The sequence below is a fragment of the Streptomyces sp. SID9727 genome (genome assembly GCF_010550605.1).
GTDB lineage: Bacteria > Actinomycetota > Actinomycetes > Streptomycetales > Streptomycetaceae > Streptomyces.
In genome coordinates, this window is the sequence record NZ_JAAGNI010000138.1 from 1 (window position 1) to 15,742 (window position 15,742).

Genomic DNA, 15,742 nt, shown 5'->3' on the forward strand with positions numbered 1-15,742 from the left:
CCCCGGACGGCGGCGCGGGCGGCGGAGGGCCCCGCGTCGGGCTGGGGGGCGGGCGGGACCGGTGCGTGGGCGAGGGCCTCGGGGCCGGGCACGTACCCCATGGCGGGGCCGGGGCCGGTGGTGGCGAAGGACGCGCCCCGCTCCAGCCGGTCCAGCCGGGCCTGCAGGGAGCGCTCGTCGTCGAAGGCGGCGGGCAGCAGGACCCGGGCGCAGATCAGCTCGACCTGGAGGCGGGGCGAGGTGGCGCCGCGCATCTCCGTGAGCCCCTCGTTGACCAGGTCGGCGGCGCGGCTCAGCTCGGCGGCCCCGAACACGGACGCCTGGGCCTGCATCCGCTCCACCACATCGGCCGGAGCGTCGATCAGCCCCTTCTCCCCGGCGTCCGGCACGGCGGCGAGGATCACCAGGTCGCGCAGCCGCTCCAGCAGGTCGGCGACGAACCGGCGCGGGTCGTTGCCGCCCTCGATGACCCGGTCCACGGCCTCGAAGGCCGCGGCCCCGTCGCCCGCCGCGAAGGCGTCCACGATCGAGTCGAGCAGCGAGCCGTCCGTATAACCGAGCAGTGCCGTCGCCATGGCGTACGTCACACCCTCGTCACCCGCGCCGGCGAGCAGCTGGTCCATGACGGACATCGAGTCACGCACGGACCCCGCGCCGGCCCGCACGACGAGCGGCAGGACGCCGTCGTCCACATGGCTGTTCTCCCGGCCGCAGACCTCGGCGAGGTAGTCGCGCAGGGTCCCCGGCGGCACGAGGCGGAACGGATAGTGGTGCGTACGCGAACGGATCGTCCCGATGACCTTCTCGGGCTCCGTGGTCGCGAAGATGAACTTCAGGTGCTCCGGCGGCTCCTCCACCACCTTCAGCAGGGCGTTGAACCCCGCCGACGTCACCATGTGCGCCTCGTCGATGATGTAGATCTTGTAACGACTCGACGCGGGCCCGAAGAACGCCTTCTCCCGCAGATCCCGGGCGTCGTCCACGCCACCGTGCGAAGCGGCGTCGATCTCGATCACATCGATGGACCCCGGCCCGTTGCGCGCCAGGTCACGACAGGACTGGCACTCTCCGCAGGGCGTGGGCGTGGGCCCCTGCTCGCAGTTCAGGCAGCGGGCCAGGATGCGCGCACTCGTCGTCTTGCCGCAGCCCCGCGGGCCGCTGAACAGGTACGCGTGATTGACCCGGTTGTTCCGCAGGGCCTGCTGGAGCGGGTCAGTGACATGCTCCTGACCGATGACCTCGGCGAACGACTCGGGGCGGTAGCGGCGGTACAGCGCAAGGGACGACACACCTACGAGGTTATCGGGGCGCACTGACAACCGGCCCCGTCCGTGACCCGCACCACCCGCAAACGCAAGGGCCCCCCACGCACCCGCCAGAGCCGACCTACCCTTGCTGCCTTCCGGCCCTGGGGGAGTTCAGTCAGATAGCGCCACGTGAGGGGCTGACGCCCACCTTAACCGATCCCCACCCCCACAAGTCCACCTCGGGCACCGCCCCGACCCCTCCCCGGGGAACGGGTTCGCGAGCACTCCTCAACGTCTTGTATTGTTTGCGGCGGAGGATTCGCCTAGTGGCCTAGGGCGCACGCTTGGAAAGCGTGTTGGGGGCAACCCCTCACGAGTTCGAATCTCGTATCCTCCGCCATTGCTCTCACCGGGCAATACGTTGAAGGGCCCCACCGCTTGCGGTGGGGCCCTTCGACGTTCTCGCGCCCGCAGTCGCACATGCCGCAAAGCCCTCACCCGCCCCGACCGCAGCGTCTAAGGTTCGCTCACCGGTCTCATCGCGGAGGGTCATATGTCCGAACCCAGCGCGTCACCCACACCGCCGGACCCCGGGGCTGCCGGAGGGCCGCTGGAGTTATGGGAACAGATCCTGTCCGCCGCCTCCGACGTGCTCGCCAGCATCGCGGAGAGCCTGAAGGTCGAGCCGGTCCTGCTCGCCGGGTTCGCGACCATGTTCCTCGTCGAGCTGGCGGGGGTCCTGTACGGCGGGACCTTCCTGCTCGTCGCGTCGCTGATGTTCGGCGCGTACGCCCTGTCCCTCGTCGCGCTCTTCGTGTTCCGGCGGTGGGGAAGCCCCCGTACCGCGCGAGCGGCGGGGGACAGCCGACGGGCGAAGGTCCGGCGCTCCCGCCGGGTGCACGTGCCCGACTTCGGTGCGTGGCGCGGGGACTCGCGGGTGGATGTGCGCCGCAGCGAGGACGTGGTCATCGGCGGCAGCCCCGCCCGGGACTCCGCGCCCCCGGCCCTGCCGGTGCCGGAGAGCGAACCGGCCGCCGAGAGCGCCGAGCCCGAGCCGTTCACGCCGCGCAAGCCGTACACCCCCACCCTGGCCCGCGCCCGCGACACCGTGCTGAGCGCCGCACGCGGCGGTGCCGGTGGAACGGGCGTGCGCTTCGAGGTCGTCGCCGACAGCGGCTGCGGCAAGACGCTGTTGCTGGAGGAGATCGCCGCCGGGCTGAAGGAGGACCGCCGGCTGGTCCTGTTCATCACCGCCGGCGCCCCGCAGTACGGCGAGGCCGGGGCCATGGGAGCCGCCGGGCGGGAGATGGCCGAGTACGCGGCCTGCCGGCAGATCATCGACGCGATCGCCACCGACGTGCACCGGGCGTACGTCCCGGAGGGCGGCGAGGCGCCCCTCCTCGATGCCGCTGCCGGGCGCGAGCTGGAGACCTCGGTCCTGGGCACACGCGACGTCTGGCAGCGGGAGTCGCGGTCGGCCGGCACAAACGTCGTCATCGATGTCAGACGCTCTCGCGAGGTGAGCGTCGGCGACATCGGCGAGGCGGTCGCGGGTGCGCTCCCCCGTGAGCCCGCGCTCTCCCGGCTCGCCGAGATGCAGCAGCAGCTGACGCGGGTCATGGACCAGGCGGCCCGGTCCCGGCCGACCGCCCTGCTCGTGGACGACGTGCACGCCGTGGCCGGGACGCCGGTCGAGAACTGGCTGATGGGCGTACTCAGGGGGATGTCCACCGCCGTGGTCGTCCATGCCGGGCGCCCCGCGGACAACGGCGGCGAACGCGTGCCGGCGCCGGGCGACCGACGGCTCAGGCTGGGCCTGCTGGCCCACGACGAGACCACCGCGTTCGTGAAGGAACGGCTGGTGGAGGCCGGTTGGCAATCGGCCGGGGCAACCGCCGCCGCCGGCGAGATCGCCGTCCTCACCCGGGGCCACCCGATCGGCGTGGCCACCTGCACCACGATCGTCTGCGACTCGCTTCCGGCCGACGCCTCGACGGCGGAGCTCCGCGCGCTGCTCCTCGGCGGAGCGGGGCACTGGGACGACGACGGTGCCTTCGACGCGGTACGCACGTACGTCGACGACTACGCGGCACGCATCGTCGGCCGCCCGCTCCCGCTCTTCGACCTCCTCGTCGTCCTGCGCCGGTGCACCGCCCCGATCCTCGCCGCGGTCCTCGGCGAGACCGAGGGGATCGGTGAGAGACAGGCGTCCCGGATCTACGACTGGCTGTCGCGCTGCGCCTTCGTCACGCCCTTCGACGACGACGAGAACGAGGGCTGGCGGCTGCACGACTATCTGCGGGAGAACCTCGACCTGCGGTTCCGGCGCACCCGGCCGACACAACACGCGGCCCTGCACGCCGCGGTGGAGCGCTACTACCGGACCAGGCTGAACTTCGACGAGGAGCGCGAGGAGCAGCCGATCGGCGCGGTCGGCGCGCGCTACGAGGACGCGGACTGGCAGCGCGACTCCCAGGAGTGGCTGCACCACGCCGCGTTCCTGCCCCGCGAGGCGTACGAGAGCAGCAAGCGCGCCATGATCCGGCTGTTCCTGGAGGCCTTCTTCTGGTGGGACATGGAGGTCTCCTCCAGCTACTGCGCCCAGCTCGTCTCCGCCTACCGGGCCCTGCCCACCGAACGCGACCTGCGCTGGGTCGACTGGCTGGACGATCTGCGCACCGGCTACGTCGCCGGACGCGTCAACCAGGTGCCCGGCCGGGACCGGGAACGGTGGGAGCGGGCCGGCACGGCTCTGGACGCCGTCACCTCATACCTCGGGCTGCGGCGCGGGCACATCCCCGCCGACCCCGACCTGCGGCGCATCTACATCATCTCCGCCCTGCTCCAGGGAGAAGCCCTCTGGTTCGCGGGCAGCGGAGGCGACTCGGAGCGCGACCGAGCGGCGGCCTGGTTCCGGGCGGGCGGCGCCGCGTGCACGGACGAGAACGAGTTGTGGATCGGCAACTGGGCCGTCCACGAGGAGGCCAGTCTGTGGTCCACCTCGGACCCGGCCCGGGCCCGCGCGCTCCTGGCAGGTTTCGAGGACCGCCTCGCGGCACAGGAAGACACCGAACTGCCGGTGTGGCTGGCCGACACGTACGCCGACATCGCCTGGGCCGAGAACGATCCCCGGCGGTGCTTCGACGCCCATGCCCGCGCCGCCCTGCACGGCTTCGTCTACCACGTACGCCAGGAGACCTACGGCCAGTACCCCAACCACTACACCGACTCGCTCTACCGCAGCGTCCTCACCCACGTGGAACGGAGGGAACGCGCCGCCCTCGACGCCGGCCTCACGGACGAGGTCGCCGCCGCGAAGGCGCGGAGCCGGGCCCTCTTCGCGCCGTACTGGCGGCACGTCGGACGGGACCCGGGTGACACCTTCGGCCTGCCGGACCCGCCGGACGCCACCGACCTCGGCAGCGACCTCACCCCGTTCGCGAGAGCGGCGAAGTGGGTGGTCCGGAACATGGAGGAGGAGCTGGAGAAGTCCGTCGAGGAACCGTTGCGCGATCCGGCGGCGCCCTGACACGCCCGTCGGTGTCCCGGGCGGGCGGCCGCCCTGGGTAACGTCAGGACCGAGTGTCTGAGTGAGGGCGGTATGCGAGTAATTGACGTCGGGTCGGATGATCCGCTGCTGGACGTGGTGTACGACGAACTGCTCGTCCCCAACTTCCCGGCCCACGAGCTGGTCACTCCAGCGGCGCTGCGGGCGGGGCTGGCGTCGGGGCTCCAGTGGATCTCGGCCGTCGTCCGCGACGGCCGGCCGGACGGTGCCGCGGTCGCCGAGTGGTCCCCGGACAGCGGGGTCCTGCTGCTCTCCTATCTGGCGGTGCGTCGGGACCTGCGGTCCGGGGGCATCGGGGGCGCCCTCCTGTCAGAGGTCCTCACCGGCTGGCAGCAGCGGGTGCACCCGCTGCTGACCCTCGCGGAGATCGAGCACCCCGCCGCGCACACCCCGGACGACGACAAGGGCGACCAGTCCGCCCGGCTGCGCTTCTACGCCCGGCACGGCGCCCGTGTCCTCGACGTGCCCTACTTCCAGCCCGCCCTGCGGCCCGGCGCCGCCAGGGTGCCCGGGCTGGTCCTGGCCCTGCTCACCTCCGCACCGGAACTGGCGGACGCGGAAGTCGTGCCCTCCGAGCCCGTACGCGCCTACATGACGCAGTACTTCGAGGAGAGCGAGGGCGGGGTGCCCGACGACCCGGCGGCCACCGCACTGTTCGCCGCGATGGTTCCGGGTGGGATCAGGCTGCTGCCCATGGACGACGTCGCCGCGCTGCCCTGCACCGAAAACGTGTGACACCCACGCCGCGGGCTCCGTAGCGTTGGACCCTTCGAAGCGGGTTCGATCCGCGGTGCGCCTCGCGCGGCCACGAGCAGCCGGAGCACGACAGGCCGAAGGGCCGTCGAGCGGTACGGGGACACGTGCGCCTGCACGGGGTTCCGGCTCCGGGAGCGGCCGGACAGGCCCTGAAGCCCGTCCGGCCGGGGGAGAACCCGCGCCCGCTACGCCTCCGGCGTCCCGTCCGGCGCGATCCGGCGGAAGCCCAGGTACGGAACCAGGGCCTCCGGAAGCACCAGCGAGCCGTCCTCCTGCTGGCACTGTTCGAGAAGGGCGGCCAGGGTGCGGCCGATGGGCAGGCCGGAGCCGTTGAGGGTGGCGACGAGCTTGGGCTTGCCGTTCTCGTCGCGGGTGCGGATGTTCGCCCGCCGGGCCTGGAACGTACCGAAGTCGGAGACCGAGGAGATCTCGCGGTACGTGTTCTGGCTCGGGATCCAGACCTCGATGTCGTACGTGAGCTGCGCCGAGAAGCCCGTGTCGCCGGCGGCGAGCATGACGACGCGGTAGGCGAGGCCCAGCTCCTTCAGGCACGCCTCGGCGTGGCCGACCATCCGCTCCAGCTCGGCCCCCGACTCCGCCGGGTCGACGATGCGCACCATCTCGACCTTGGAGAACTGGTGCTGGCGGATCAGGCCGCGGGTGTCCCGTCCGTACGAACCCGCCTCGGACCGGAAGCACGGCGTTTGCGCGGTCAGGGCGAGGGGAAGCTCGGCGGGCGGGATGATCTCGTCCGCGTACAGGTTGGTCAGCGGGACCTCGGCCGTCGGGATGAGGAACAGCTCGCGGTCGGCCACGCCGGTCTTGAACAGGTCCTCCTCGAACTTCGGGAGCTGTCCGGTGCCGGTCATGGTCTTACGGGTGACCAGGTACGGGACCGCGTGCTCGACGTAGCCGTGGCGGCGTGTGTGCAGGTCGAGGAAGAGGGTCGCCAGGGCCCTCTCCAGGGCCGCGCCCGCGCCGCGCGTGACCGCGAAGCGGGGGCCCGAGAGCTTGGTCGCCCGGGCGAAGTCGAGGATGCCCGTCGCCTCGCCGAGGTCGACGTGGTCCTTCGGCTCGAAGGAGAACACCGGCGGCGTGCCCACGCGCCTGACCTCGACCGCGTCCGCGTCGCTGTCGCCGTCCGGGGCTTCGTCGGCCGGGAGGTTCGGAATGCTGAGGAGGAGGTCGCGCAGCTGCTCCTGGATCTGTTCCTGGCCCGCGTCGATGTCCCGGATCTCGTCCTTCAGCTCGCGGGCCCGCTCCTTCAGCTTGGAGATGTCACCCCCGGCCTTCGCCGTCTGCTGGACCTCGCTCGCCACCCGCTTGGACTCCGCCCGCAGCTCGTCGGCCGAGCGGATGTTCTGGTTGCGCCGGGACTGGAGGTCCTCCAGCGCGGGCAGGTCCAGCGTGTAACCGCGTCGAGCGAGCCGGCGTACCGCTTCGGCACCCATGTCGATCAGGGCGCGGGCATCATGCATGAGGGAGATCCTTCTGGTCCGGCGGACGGGTCGGTGCGTTGTGGAACCGACGGTAGCAATCAGCGCACCCCGTGCGACCCGCAATATCGGCGGGGCCGCCCCGCCGGCCGCGCGCGGACCGCAATCGGACTTCACGGTTCCTTCACCTGTGGTCCATACGGGCGATACGGTTCTCCCGTGTGCGGCGAGTTGCGCTGTGTCACGGAAGAACCTGCTGCCGTCGCCAGGGTGCGACCCGACGCGGCCGCGCGTCTGGGGGACTGCATGCGTGAGATGACCAAGGGCGCCAACGTCGGGCTGGCGGACCTCAGCGACGATGCCGGCACGGTCATCGCGAGTCTGAGCTGGAGCAGCACCGCCGGGGACGGTGACGCGGACGTGTCCGTGCTCCTGCTGGACGCGGGCGGGAAGGTCCGCGGCGACGCCGACTTCTTCTACTACAACAACCCTTCCGCGGCCGACGGCAGCGTGCAGCTGCTCGGCAAGACGCCGACGGACGGCGGCAGCGAGGACCGCATCAGCCTCGACCTGACCGCCGTCCCCGAGGACGTCGAGCGCCTGGTCGTCGCCGCGAGCCGGTACGGCGGCTCCCGCTTCGGCGATCTGGACGACCTGCGGATGACCGTCGCCGACCGGTCCGGCGAGGTGCTGCTCGGGTTCTCGATCGGCGACGCGTCCGTGGAGAGCGCCTTCATCTTCGGCGAGCTGTACCGACGCGGTACGGAGTGGAAGTACCGGGCCGTCGGCCAGGGTTACGAGACCGGGCTCGCCGGCCTCGCCACCGACTTCGGCATCGATGTGGACGACGAGGGGGAGAACGAGACCGCCGACGGGGTCGCGGAGCCGGCCGTCGGGGAAGGCGCCGCGCCCGCCGTCGAGTCCGCCGGTCCTTCTCAGCCGCTCCCCGCCGTTCCCGCGCAGCCGGGCCCGCGAACCGTGGCGGTCGAAGAGCAGCCGGCCCCCGCGCCCAAGCGGCCCCGCGCCCGTACGGCGAAGAAGAAGGTGACCCTGCCCGCCGTCGCCACGAAGTCGCTCGCCGAGAACGACTCCTGGCGGGCCGCACGGCTCTTCCCCGCCTCGAACCTCAAGAGCGACAAGGAACGCGAGGTCCGGGCGACCTCCGTGCTGCTGTCCGTGATGGCGCAGGTGCCGGAGTTCGGGCGCCGGCTCACCGCCGCCTTCGGGGCCCCGGCCGGGCGCATGCAGACCTTCACCGAGGTCTCGCTGCCGCACGGCGAGACCCCGAAGCGTCCCGACGGGGTGATCCGGGTCGAGCGGGCGGGGAAGCTGTGGACCGCGCTCGTGGAGACGAAGACCAACGGGAACGCGCTGAAGCCGGAGCAGGTCCAGAACTACATGGACATCGCCGCCCGCCGCGGCTACGAGGCGGTGATCACGCTCTCCAACGACGTGGCGCTGGAGGGCAGCCCGCTGGTCGAGGTCAAGACGGACGGGCGGCGCAAGCACAAGGTGGCCCTGTGGCACCTGTCCTGGGCGGAGGTGGCGCACCAGGCCCAGATGCTCATCCGGCACGAGGGCGTGGGCAACGCCGCCCACGCGTGGCTCCTCCAGGAGCTGCTGCACTACCTCCAGCACGAGAACTCCGGCTGCCACGGATTCCAGAACATGGGCCCCTCGTGGGTGCCCGTGCGCAACGGCATCGACGAGGAGACGCTCAGCCAGGGCGACCCGCGTGCCGTCGAGGTCGTGGAGAGCTGGGAACGGCTCATCCGCCAGGTCTGCCTGCGGATCGGCGGCGAGCTGGGGCAGAAGGCCCTGCCCGTCCAGCGGACCCAGCGTGGCACCACCGCCCTCTCCCGGCGCGCGGCGCACGCCGACCGGCTCTGCGAGGAGGGGCGGCTCGCCGCCGAACTGCGGGTGGACGGGTCGCCCGGCACCATCGGGATCGTCGCCGACCTGCGGACCGGGAAGCTGCGCACCTCCGTGGAGATCCCGGTGCCGGAGGGGGCCTACCCGCTGACGTCGGCCAAGCGCCTGATGCGGCAGCTCGCCGAGGCACCCGCGGATCTGCACGTCGAAACGCTGGTCGAGGGGCAGAGCGGCCCGCGCGGCACCCTGGAACGCCTCCGTCCGGAGCCGGGCGACGTACTTCCCCGCGACGGCGGCCGGATCACGGGATTCCGGCTCTCCCTCTTCAAGAGCATGGGCGCCACACGGGGCAACGCGGAGACCGGGTTCATCCGCAGCGTCGACAACGCCGTGGACCGTTTCCACTCGCACGTGATCGCCCACCTCGCGCAGGCCGAGCGCCGGACCCGCCGCGCCACGGCCCCGGAGCCGGGAGACGCCCCGGCCCCGGCGCCCGCGGGGGCCTGAGCCGGTCCCCGCTGACCGGCAAACGGCTGCAAACCGCTCGGTCGGCGGTGGTTGTGCTGGCCGTCGCCCCCGGCGCTCGCCATGATGCCGCCCATGACCAAGAGCGACGATGGCCGAGACATCACCCTCCGGATCGCCCAGGAGCCGGCGGCGGACGAGCTTCTCGCACGCAGTCCGCTCGCCGCCCTGGTGGGCATGCTGCTCGACCAGCAGGTGCCCATGGAGTGGGCCTTCGCGGGTCCGTACGCCCTGGCCCGGCGCATGGGCAAGGACGATCTGGACGCCCATGAGATCGCCACGTACGACCCGGAGGCGTTCACCGGACTGTTCACCGCCAAACCCGCGCTGCACCGCTATCCGGGCTCGATGGCCAAGCGCGTGCAGCAGCTGTGCCAGTTCCTGGTGGCGCAGTACGACGGCGAGGCGGGCGCCGTGTGGAGCGATGCCTCGACCGGGGCTGAGCTGCGCCGGCGGCTCAACGCCCTGCCCGGGTTCGGAACGCAGAAGGCGCAGATCTTCCTCGCGCTCCTCGGCAAGCGGTTCGGGGTCCGGCCGCCGGGCTGGCGGGAGGCGGCGGGGCCGTACGGGGAGGAGGGCTCGCACCGGTCCGTCGCGGACATCACCGGCCCCGAGTCACTGGCCGAGGTGCGCGCGTTCAAGCAGGAGGCCAAGCAGGCGGCGAAGGCCGCGAAAGCCGCGGCGAAGGGCAAGTGAGCCTTCTCGTACGCGGCGTGGTGGCGATCGTGGCTGCGCCCGGTGGCTCCTGACCGGTAGGCTTTCCGTGTGATCTTCAAGCGCATCGGAAATGGGAAGCCTTATCCCGACCACGGCCGGGAAAGCACCCGGCAGTGGGCGGATGTCGCGCCGCGCCCGGTCCGCCTCGACCAGCTCGTCACCACCAAGGGCCAGCTGGACCTCGAAACGCTGCTCGCCGAGGACTCCACGTTCTACGGCGACCTCTTCGCGCACGTCGTGAAGTGGCAGGGCGACCTCTACCTGGAGGACGGGCTGCACCGCGCGGTGCGTGCCGCGCTCCAGCAGCGCCAGGTGCTGCACGCCCGCGTGCTCGAACTCGGCTGACGCCTCGGAGCCCGTACGGGGTTCGTTCGGGTGTTTTCCCACCCGGACGGGTGCGATCCATTGATCATTTAGTAGGCATCATCACCGGCTCGCACTACGCTGCGCCCATGAGCATGCTCACTCCCCCCGGCATGGGCGGAAAGTACCGCATCACGGGTGACAAGTACCCCCGCATGCGCCGCCCCCGCCGCCGTAGCAAAGTGGTCCTCGCGGCCATCGCCTCCGTGGTCGCCCTCGGGCTGGCCGGATGGGGCACGCTGCAGCTCATCGATGTCTTCACGGGCGGCGACAAGACGGCCAGCGCCGCCGACCGGACCGAGCGCTGCCCGTCCCCGAAGGCGTCGAAACCCGCGAAGGTGCTGCCCCAGCCCGCGAAGATCACGGTCAACGTCTACAACGCGACCACGCGCGGCGGTCTCGCGAAGTCCGCCGCCGACGAGCTGAAGAAGCGCGGGTTCAAGATCGGCGAGGTGGGGAACGCCACCGCCGCGTACGACAAGAAGGTGCCGGGTACCGGCATCCTGCTCGGCGCCCCGGCCGCCACCGACGGCACGTTCCCGGTGCTGGGCGCCCAGCTGCCCGGGGCCACGACGAAGACCGACGCCCGCAAGAACGGGGAGGTCGATCTGATCATCGGCAAGAAGTTCACGGCGTTCAGCAAGCCGCAGACGGCCGCCGCCGCGCTGTCCGCGCTGACGAAGCCGGCCCCGGCTCCCTCCTCCTGCTGACCGCGGAGGACGGAGCCGGGGCGGGGCGTCCGGTGGGAAGTGCCTAGTCCACGGTGCCGTACATGCGGTCACCCGCGTCGCCGAGGCCCGGGACGATGTAGCCGCTCTCGTTGAGCCGCTCGTCCACCGAGGCGGTGACCACGGTGACCGGCGTGCCGGCGAGCTCGCGCTCCATGACCTCGACGCCCTCGGGGGCGGCCAGGAGCACGACCGCGGTGACGTCGTCGGCGCCCCGCCTGATCAGCTCCTGGATGGCCGCGACGAGGGTGCCGCCGGTGGCCAGCATCGGGTCGAGCACATAGACCTGGCGGCCCGAGAGGTCATCGGGCATCCGGCTCGCGTACGTGGACGCCTTGAGCGTCTCCTCGTCGCGGATCATGCCCAGGAAGCCCACCTCGGCGGTCGGCAGCAGCCGGACCATGCCGTCGAGCATGCCGAGACCGGCCCGCAGGATCGGGACGACCAGCGGGCGGGGGTGCGACAGCTTCACGCCGGTGGTGGGTGTCACCGGGGTCTCGATGTCGACCTGTTCGGTGCGCACATCGCGGGTCGCCTCGTACGCGAGCAGGGTCACCAGCTCGTCGGCGAGGCGCCGGAAGGTCGGGGAGTCGGTGCGCTTGTCGCGCAGGGTGGTGAGTTTGTGCGCGACCAGCGGGTGGTCGACGACGTGGATCCGCATGGCTCCCAGCGTAGCCGCGCCTTCCGCACTCGCGCGCTGGCATCATCCGCACGTTCGGGGGGAAGGTGGTGGCGTACGGACCCAGCGACGCAGCCAGCCTTGGGGGTGGAGAGCCGATGGCCGACCGGACACGGAGCGCCGAGAACCCCGGGAACGCGCTAAACCCCGGGAGCACACCGGACTCCCCCGACGCGCCGGACTCCCCCGACACGCCTGAGACCGACGCACAGCGCCGACGGCGGCGCGCCCAGTTCCTCCGTGAGCTCCACGAGGCGAAGGCGCTGCGCGACCGGGTCCAGCCCCGGCGGGTCAAGGCCGCCCGAATGCGCCAGGCCATGCGGATGCGCACGTTCCGCTGGTAGCCCCTCCGGCCTGCGGAAAAGTCGCTGGTGACGGTGGTGGAGAGAACTGATGGCCGACTCAACCGCCGAACTGCTCTCGCGGAGCGCCGGTTTCTGTCACGATGCCGAATGGGCGGGACGCAGGGCAGCCGGAGCACCGGCTGCTCCCCGCCCGGACCGGCCCTTGGCCCCGAGACCAGTGGGAGAGTCACGGTGTACTTCGCCGCACTGCTCGCGCGCACCGAAGACGGGTGGGAAGCGAGCGACACGGAGCTCGATGATGTGGAGACCCTGTCCGACCTGACGGATCTGGCCCGTGACGCCTCGGTTGACGAGGACACGGTGCTCGTATTCATCGAGCAGGAGGACGCCTGGTTCGGCGTCGTCCGGGTGGACGGTGAGGAGGACCCCCGGATCTACGTCTCGGATGCCTCCGCCGCCGCCCGCTCCTCGTACGGGGAGATCCTGCTCACCGACGAACTGCTCGGCCGCGAACCAGGGGCCGAGGACACGATCGCCGCCCTGGAGGAGCTCGTCGGCCTCGACGGCACCGAGGACGGCGAGCCCGAGACCACCGCCAACGACGACGATGACGACGACGGGCCCTCCGCGGGCGTCGTCCCGGCCGGTCCGATCGGCGACTCCGGGGTCCTGTCCGACCTCGGGCTCCCCGAGGCCGAGCTGCTGATGCTGCGGACGGACGCCCTGGCCGAGATCGCGGACGCGCTGGGAGCGGCCGAGGTGCTGGAGACGGTCCGCTAGGGTCTTTCCTTCGGATCAGGCCGCTCCCTGATCCGGCATGATCCAGAGGAAAGGCCCTGGGGTCCGCTCGTGACCGAAGCATCCCGCCCGCACACCCCGGACCCGCCCGATCCCGTACGGGACCCGTGGCGGGCGGTGATGCGCCGCGCCCTGGCCGAGGCCGGCCGTGCGGCGGCGACCGGTGACGTACCGGTCGGTGCCGTCGTCCTCGGCCCGGACGGGGCGCCGCTGGCCGCCGGGCACAACGAACGCGAGGCGACCGGCGACCCGACCGCGCACGCCGAGGTCCTGGCGCTGCGCCGGGCCGCCGCGGCGCTCGGAGAGTGGCGCCTGTCCGGCTGCACCCTGGTGGTCACCCTGGAGCCCTGCACGATGTGCGCGGGCGCCCTGGTGCAGGCCCGGGTGGACCGGGTGGTCTACGGCGCCCGGGACGAGAAGGCCGGTGCCGCCGGCTCGCTCTGGGACGTCGTACGGGACCGCCGCCTCAACCACCGCCCCGAGGTGGTCGCCGGGGTCCTGGAGGCAGAGTGCGCGGCTCCGCTGACGGCCTTCTTCCGGGACCGCTGACCTGCCGGTGCCGGGGCACGCGGCGCCGCCCGGAAACGGATTTCGGCGTACGGCCAACATGGTCTAAGCTCTCTCTCGGTAGCGTGTCCGAGCGGCCGAAGGAGCTCGCCTCGAAAGCGAGTGTGGGGAAACTCACCGAGGGTTCAAATCCCTCCGCTACCGCCATCGAGAACCGCCCCCGAACCGTGCGAACGGATCGGGGGCGGTTTCGCGTGTGCCCGTGCCCGGTGCCGGTTGGTCTCCGGGCGCCGCGCTGGGGGATCATGCCGGGGGCGGCGGGACGCCCGCCGGGGCCGGCCACCGCCGGCCGGGCAGCCGAGAGAAGAAAGCACTGGCCGTTATGCAGATCGTGCGGGGCAAGAAGCTCGAGAAGGCCGCCGAGGGCGAATTCGAGCGGCTGGTCCAGGAGAGTTCCCGGGTCGTCGTCGATGTCGGCACGGGAGACGCCCGGGCGTCCTATCGCATCGCCAAGGAGAATCCGGACTGGCTGGTCGTGGGCGTGGACCCGGCCTGGCAGCGGATGACGCAGACGAGCATTCGCAGCCGCCGCAAGCCCGCCAAGGGCGGCGTACCCAATCTGCTGCTCGTGAACGCGTCGATCGAGAATGCCCCGGAGGAGCTGCTGGGGGCCGCCGACGCCTTGCTCGTCCTGATGCCGTGGGGGAAATTGCTCCACGGTCTCGTACGCGGCGACGAGGACATCTGGGGCGGGCTACGGACCGTCGCCAAGCCGGGTGCGCCGCTCACCGCGACGGTCGGCACCAGCATCTGGCGGGAGCCCGTGCCGCGGGACATCCAGGGACTTCCGGAGCTGACCCCTCCGTACGTCGAGGAGGTGCTCACCGGAAAGGCGCTCGCCGCCGGCTGGAAGGTCACCGGTTTCCAGCTCACGAAGGCCGAGGAGGCCGCCGCCGTCTCCTCGTCGTGGGCGCGCAGGCTGGACTCCGACAGCACCGAGGTCATCGCCACCCTGACGGCGGTCACGGCCGGTCCCGAGGAGTGAGCCCGGCGGGTCAGCCCGTCGGGAACTGCCGGCAGTACTCGTACATGGCCATGGCGCCGGCCGTGGCGACGTTGTAGCTGTGCGGGGAGCCCCAGACCGGGATCTCCACACACTCGTCCACGCACGCGAGCTCGTCCTCCTTGAGGCCGGTCCGCTCGTTTCCGAGGACGATGACCGACTTACGGGGAAAGCTGATCTCGTGCAGGCTCTTTGAATTGGTGGCCTGTTCGAGCGCGATGATCGTGTAACCGTCCTCGCGCATCTTCTTCAGCACCGGCGGAAGGCTCCGGCGCATTTCGATCTCGACGTTCTCGGCACCATCGCGCGCGATCTTCGGGTCGAGTTTCACATTGCCGCAGGCGATGATCCGCTCGACTCCGCAGCACCCCGCCGTACGCACCACGCTGGACAGGTTCACGCGGCTGCGAAACGCCGAGCACGCGATGACGAGCTCGCGGTTGCGGAGCAGAGGGGTGCCCGGCTTGTGGCGGAGGTGTTCGAACATGCCGGGAAGTCTACTGGCCCCCGCCGGACCGCTCCGCGCCTGCGCGCGCGGACTACGATGGCCGGTCCGGACAACGCACCTAGGCCCTGGAGAAGGCAATGAAGATCCACGCCCGGGGCCACGGACACGTCCGCGCGACCCACGCCAAGACGCTGGAGTTCACCGGCGAGCAGGAGATCACGCCCCGGGCGACCTGCGTCGTAGGGGTGGGCGCCGCCTTCGACCAGGAGGGTCTGGCCCTCCTGCGCGGCCCGGTCGCCGTCCGCCTCGCGGCCGGTCCCCACGTCGCGACCGGCACCGCCGTGGTCAACCCGCACCACGAGGTGACCGACCGCCTGGTGCTCCGGCGCAGCGATCACGCCTCACCGGACACCTTCGCCTTCCGCAGCACCCTGGTGGCGAGCGACCTCGACCCGGACTTCGCGGCAGCGCTGGGAGACCCGGCCACGGAGGTGACCCTGACGCTCACCGAGACCGGGCCGCGCCGGCCGCTGGTCCTCGTCCACCGCCGCGGCCGGCCGGACCCGGAGGGGCGTCCGGGGCTCCTGTGGCGCACGGCGGACGCCTCGGTCGACCTGGACGCGGCCCGTGTCCCCGACGAGGCGCGCGCGGCCCTCGCGGACGGCGGGGTGATCGCCGCGTCCGTCTCCGGCCCGCTGGAGGGCGTCTCGCAGGCGGCCGGGGCGTGGCT

General features: G+C 71.8%; 15 protein-coding genes, 2 tRNA genes and 1 other RNA gene. 13 read left to right on the plus strand and 5 right to left on the minus strand.

The features are described 5' to 3' along the window. Together G3I41_RS09320 and ffs are read right to left on the minus strand one after the other, a co-directional pair. Positions 1–1,289, minus strand: a 1,289-nt coding sequence (locus G3I41_RS09320) for a DNA polymerase III subunit gamma and tau (RefSeq protein WP_164399749.1), incomplete at its 3' end; no start/stop codon positions are given. A gap of 63 nt (positions 1,290–1,352) precedes the next feature. Beyond that, positions 1,353–1,449, minus strand: an RNA gene (gene ffs, locus G3I41_RS09325) — signal recognition particle sRNA small type. Positions 1,450–1,559: 110 nt separating this feature from the next. Between ffs and G3I41_RS09330 the strand changes: the two genes are divergently transcribed. From G3I41_RS09330 to G3I41_RS09340, 3 genes are all read left to right on the plus strand, one after another. Further along, positions 1,560–1,647: transfer RNA gene (locus tag G3I41_RS09330), tRNA-Ser, on the plus strand. Between the two features lie 153 nt (positions 1,648–1,800). After that, entirely contained in the window at positions 1,801–4,776 is a 2,976-nt protein-coding gene (locus G3I41_RS09335) for an AAA family ATPase (protein ID WP_239081554.1), read from the plus strand. A gap of 72 nt (positions 4,777–4,848) precedes the next feature. After that, positions 4,849–5,550 carry a GNAT family N-acetyltransferase gene (locus G3I41_RS09340; protein WP_164399750.1) on the plus strand — a complete coding sequence of 234 codons (702 nt, stop codon included), beginning with the start codon at positions 4,849–4,851 and terminating at the stop codon, positions 5,548–5,550. 206 nt (positions 5,551–5,756) lie between these two features. On the opposite strand, the gene serS is transcribed toward G3I41_RS09340, so the two are convergent. Further along, positions 5,757–7,049 (minus strand): serine--tRNA ligase, encoded by a 1,293-nt coding sequence (gene serS, locus G3I41_RS09345; protein WP_164399751.1) that lies wholly within the window; start codon positions 7,047–7,049, stop codon positions 5,757–5,759. A gap of 264 nt (positions 7,050–7,313) precedes the next feature. Between serS and G3I41_RS09350 the strand changes: the two genes are divergently transcribed. The 4 genes from G3I41_RS09350 (at position 7,314) to G3I41_RS09365 (ending at position 11,194) form a co-directional block, all read left to right on the plus strand. Continuing rightward, entirely contained in the window at positions 7,314–9,386 is a 2,073-nt protein-coding gene (locus tag G3I41_RS09350; protein ID WP_203600599.1) for a TerD family protein, read from the plus strand. Positions 9,387–9,479: 93 nt separating this feature from the next. Further along, positions 9,480–10,100, plus strand: coding sequence for an HhH-GPD-type base excision DNA repair protein (locus tag G3I41_RS09355; RefSeq protein ID WP_164399752.1), 621 nt, complete (start codon positions 9,480–9,482; stop codon positions 10,098–10,100). 69 nt (positions 10,101–10,169) lie between these two features. Beyond that, complete coding sequence (locus G3I41_RS09360; RefSeq protein ID WP_018101777.1) at positions 10,170–10,466, plus strand: type II toxin-antitoxin system VapB family antitoxin; 297 nt, start codon at positions 10,170–10,172, stop codon at positions 10,464–10,466. A 131-nt stretch (positions 10,467–10,597) separates the two neighbouring features. Further along, positions 10,598–11,194, plus strand: coding sequence for a LytR C-terminal domain-containing protein (locus G3I41_RS09365; protein WP_164399760.1), 597 nt, complete (start codon positions 10,598–10,600; stop codon positions 11,192–11,194). 43 nt (positions 11,195–11,237) lie between these two features. On the opposite strand, the gene upp is transcribed toward G3I41_RS09365, so the two are convergent. After that, positions 11,238–11,873, minus strand: a complete 636-nt coding sequence (upp, locus tag G3I41_RS09370) for a uracil phosphoribosyltransferase (RefSeq protein WP_164399753.1) — start codon at positions 11,871–11,873, stop codon at positions 11,238–11,240. A 116-nt stretch (positions 11,874–11,989) separates the two neighbouring features. Between upp and G3I41_RS09375 the strand changes: the two genes are divergently transcribed. From G3I41_RS09375 to G3I41_RS09395, 5 genes are all read left to right on the plus strand, one after another. Beyond that, positions 11,990–12,235 carry a hypothetical protein gene (locus G3I41_RS09375; RefSeq protein WP_164399754.1) on the plus strand — a complete coding sequence of 82 codons (246 nt, stop codon included), beginning with the start codon at positions 11,990–11,992 and terminating at the stop codon, positions 12,233–12,235. Positions 12,236–12,427: 192 nt separating this feature from the next. Next, a complete protein-coding gene (locus tag G3I41_RS09380; RefSeq protein WP_143617406.1) occupies positions 12,428–12,976 on the plus strand; it encodes a hypothetical protein in 549 nt (182 codons plus the stop codon). A gap of 69 nt (positions 12,977–13,045) precedes the next feature. Then, positions 13,046–13,543 carry a tRNA adenosine(34) deaminase TadA gene (gene tadA, locus G3I41_RS09385; protein WP_164399755.1) on the plus strand — a complete coding sequence of 166 codons (498 nt, stop codon included), beginning with the start codon at positions 13,046–13,048 and terminating at the stop codon, positions 13,541–13,543. 77 nt (positions 13,544–13,620) lie between these two features. After that, positions 13,621–13,708, plus strand: a tRNA-Ser gene (locus tag G3I41_RS09390). A gap of 175 nt (positions 13,709–13,883) precedes the next feature. Then, complete coding sequence (locus tag G3I41_RS09395) at positions 13,884–14,546, plus strand: class I SAM-dependent methyltransferase (protein ID WP_164399756.1); 663 nt, start codon at positions 13,884–13,886, stop codon at positions 14,544–14,546. 10 nt (positions 14,547–14,556) lie between these two features. Here G3I41_RS09395 and G3I41_RS09400 read toward each other — a convergent pair whose 3' ends face one another. Beyond that, entirely contained in the window at positions 14,557–15,051 is a 495-nt protein-coding gene (locus tag G3I41_RS09400; RefSeq protein WP_018101784.1) for an RNA methyltransferase, read from the minus strand. A 98-nt stretch (positions 15,052–15,149) separates the two neighbouring features. Here G3I41_RS09400 and G3I41_RS09405 point away from each other — a divergent pair. Then, positions 15,150–15,742, plus strand: a 593-nt coding sequence (locus G3I41_RS09405) for a DUF371 domain-containing protein (RefSeq protein ID WP_164399757.1), incomplete at its 3' end; no start/stop codon positions are given.

Bases quoted from the DNA above. Each gene is read 5' to 3' on its own strand.
- upp (WP_164399753.1), bottom strand. From the start codon at position 11,873: ATGCGGATCCACGTCGTCGACCACCCGCTGGTCGCGCACAAACTCACC.
- G3I41_RS09395 (WP_164399756.1), top strand. From the start codon at position 13,884: ATGCAGATCGTGCGGGGCAAGAAGCTCGAGAAGGCCGCCGAGGGCGAA.
- G3I41_RS09375 (WP_164399754.1), top strand. From the start codon at position 11,990: ATGGCCGACCGGACACGGAGCGCCGAGAACCCCGGGAACGCGCTAAAC.
- serS (WP_164399751.1), bottom strand. From the start codon at position 7,049: ATGCATGATGCCCGCGCCCTGATCGACATGGGTGCCGAAGCGGTACGC.
- G3I41_RS09400 (WP_018101784.1), bottom strand. From the start codon at position 15,051: ATGTTCGAACACCTCCGCCACAAGCCGGGCACCCCTCTGCTCCGCAAC.
- G3I41_RS09340 (WP_164399750.1), top strand. From the start codon at position 4,849: ATGCGAGTAATTGACGTCGGGTCGGATGATCCGCTGCTGGACGTGGTG.
- G3I41_RS09350 (WP_203600599.1), top strand. From the start codon at position 7,314: ATGCGTGAGATGACCAAGGGCGCCAACGTCGGGCTGGCGGACCTCAGC.
- G3I41_RS09355 (WP_164399752.1), top strand. From the start codon at position 9,480: ATGACCAAGAGCGACGATGGCCGAGACATCACCCTCCGGATCGCCCAG.
- G3I41_RS09365 (WP_164399760.1), top strand. From the start codon at position 10,598: ATGGGCGGAAAGTACCGCATCACGGGTGACAAGTACCCCCGCATGCGC.
- G3I41_RS09335 (WP_239081554.1), top strand. From the start codon at position 1,801: ATGTCCGAACCCAGCGCGTCACCCACACCGCCGGACCCCGGGGCTGCC.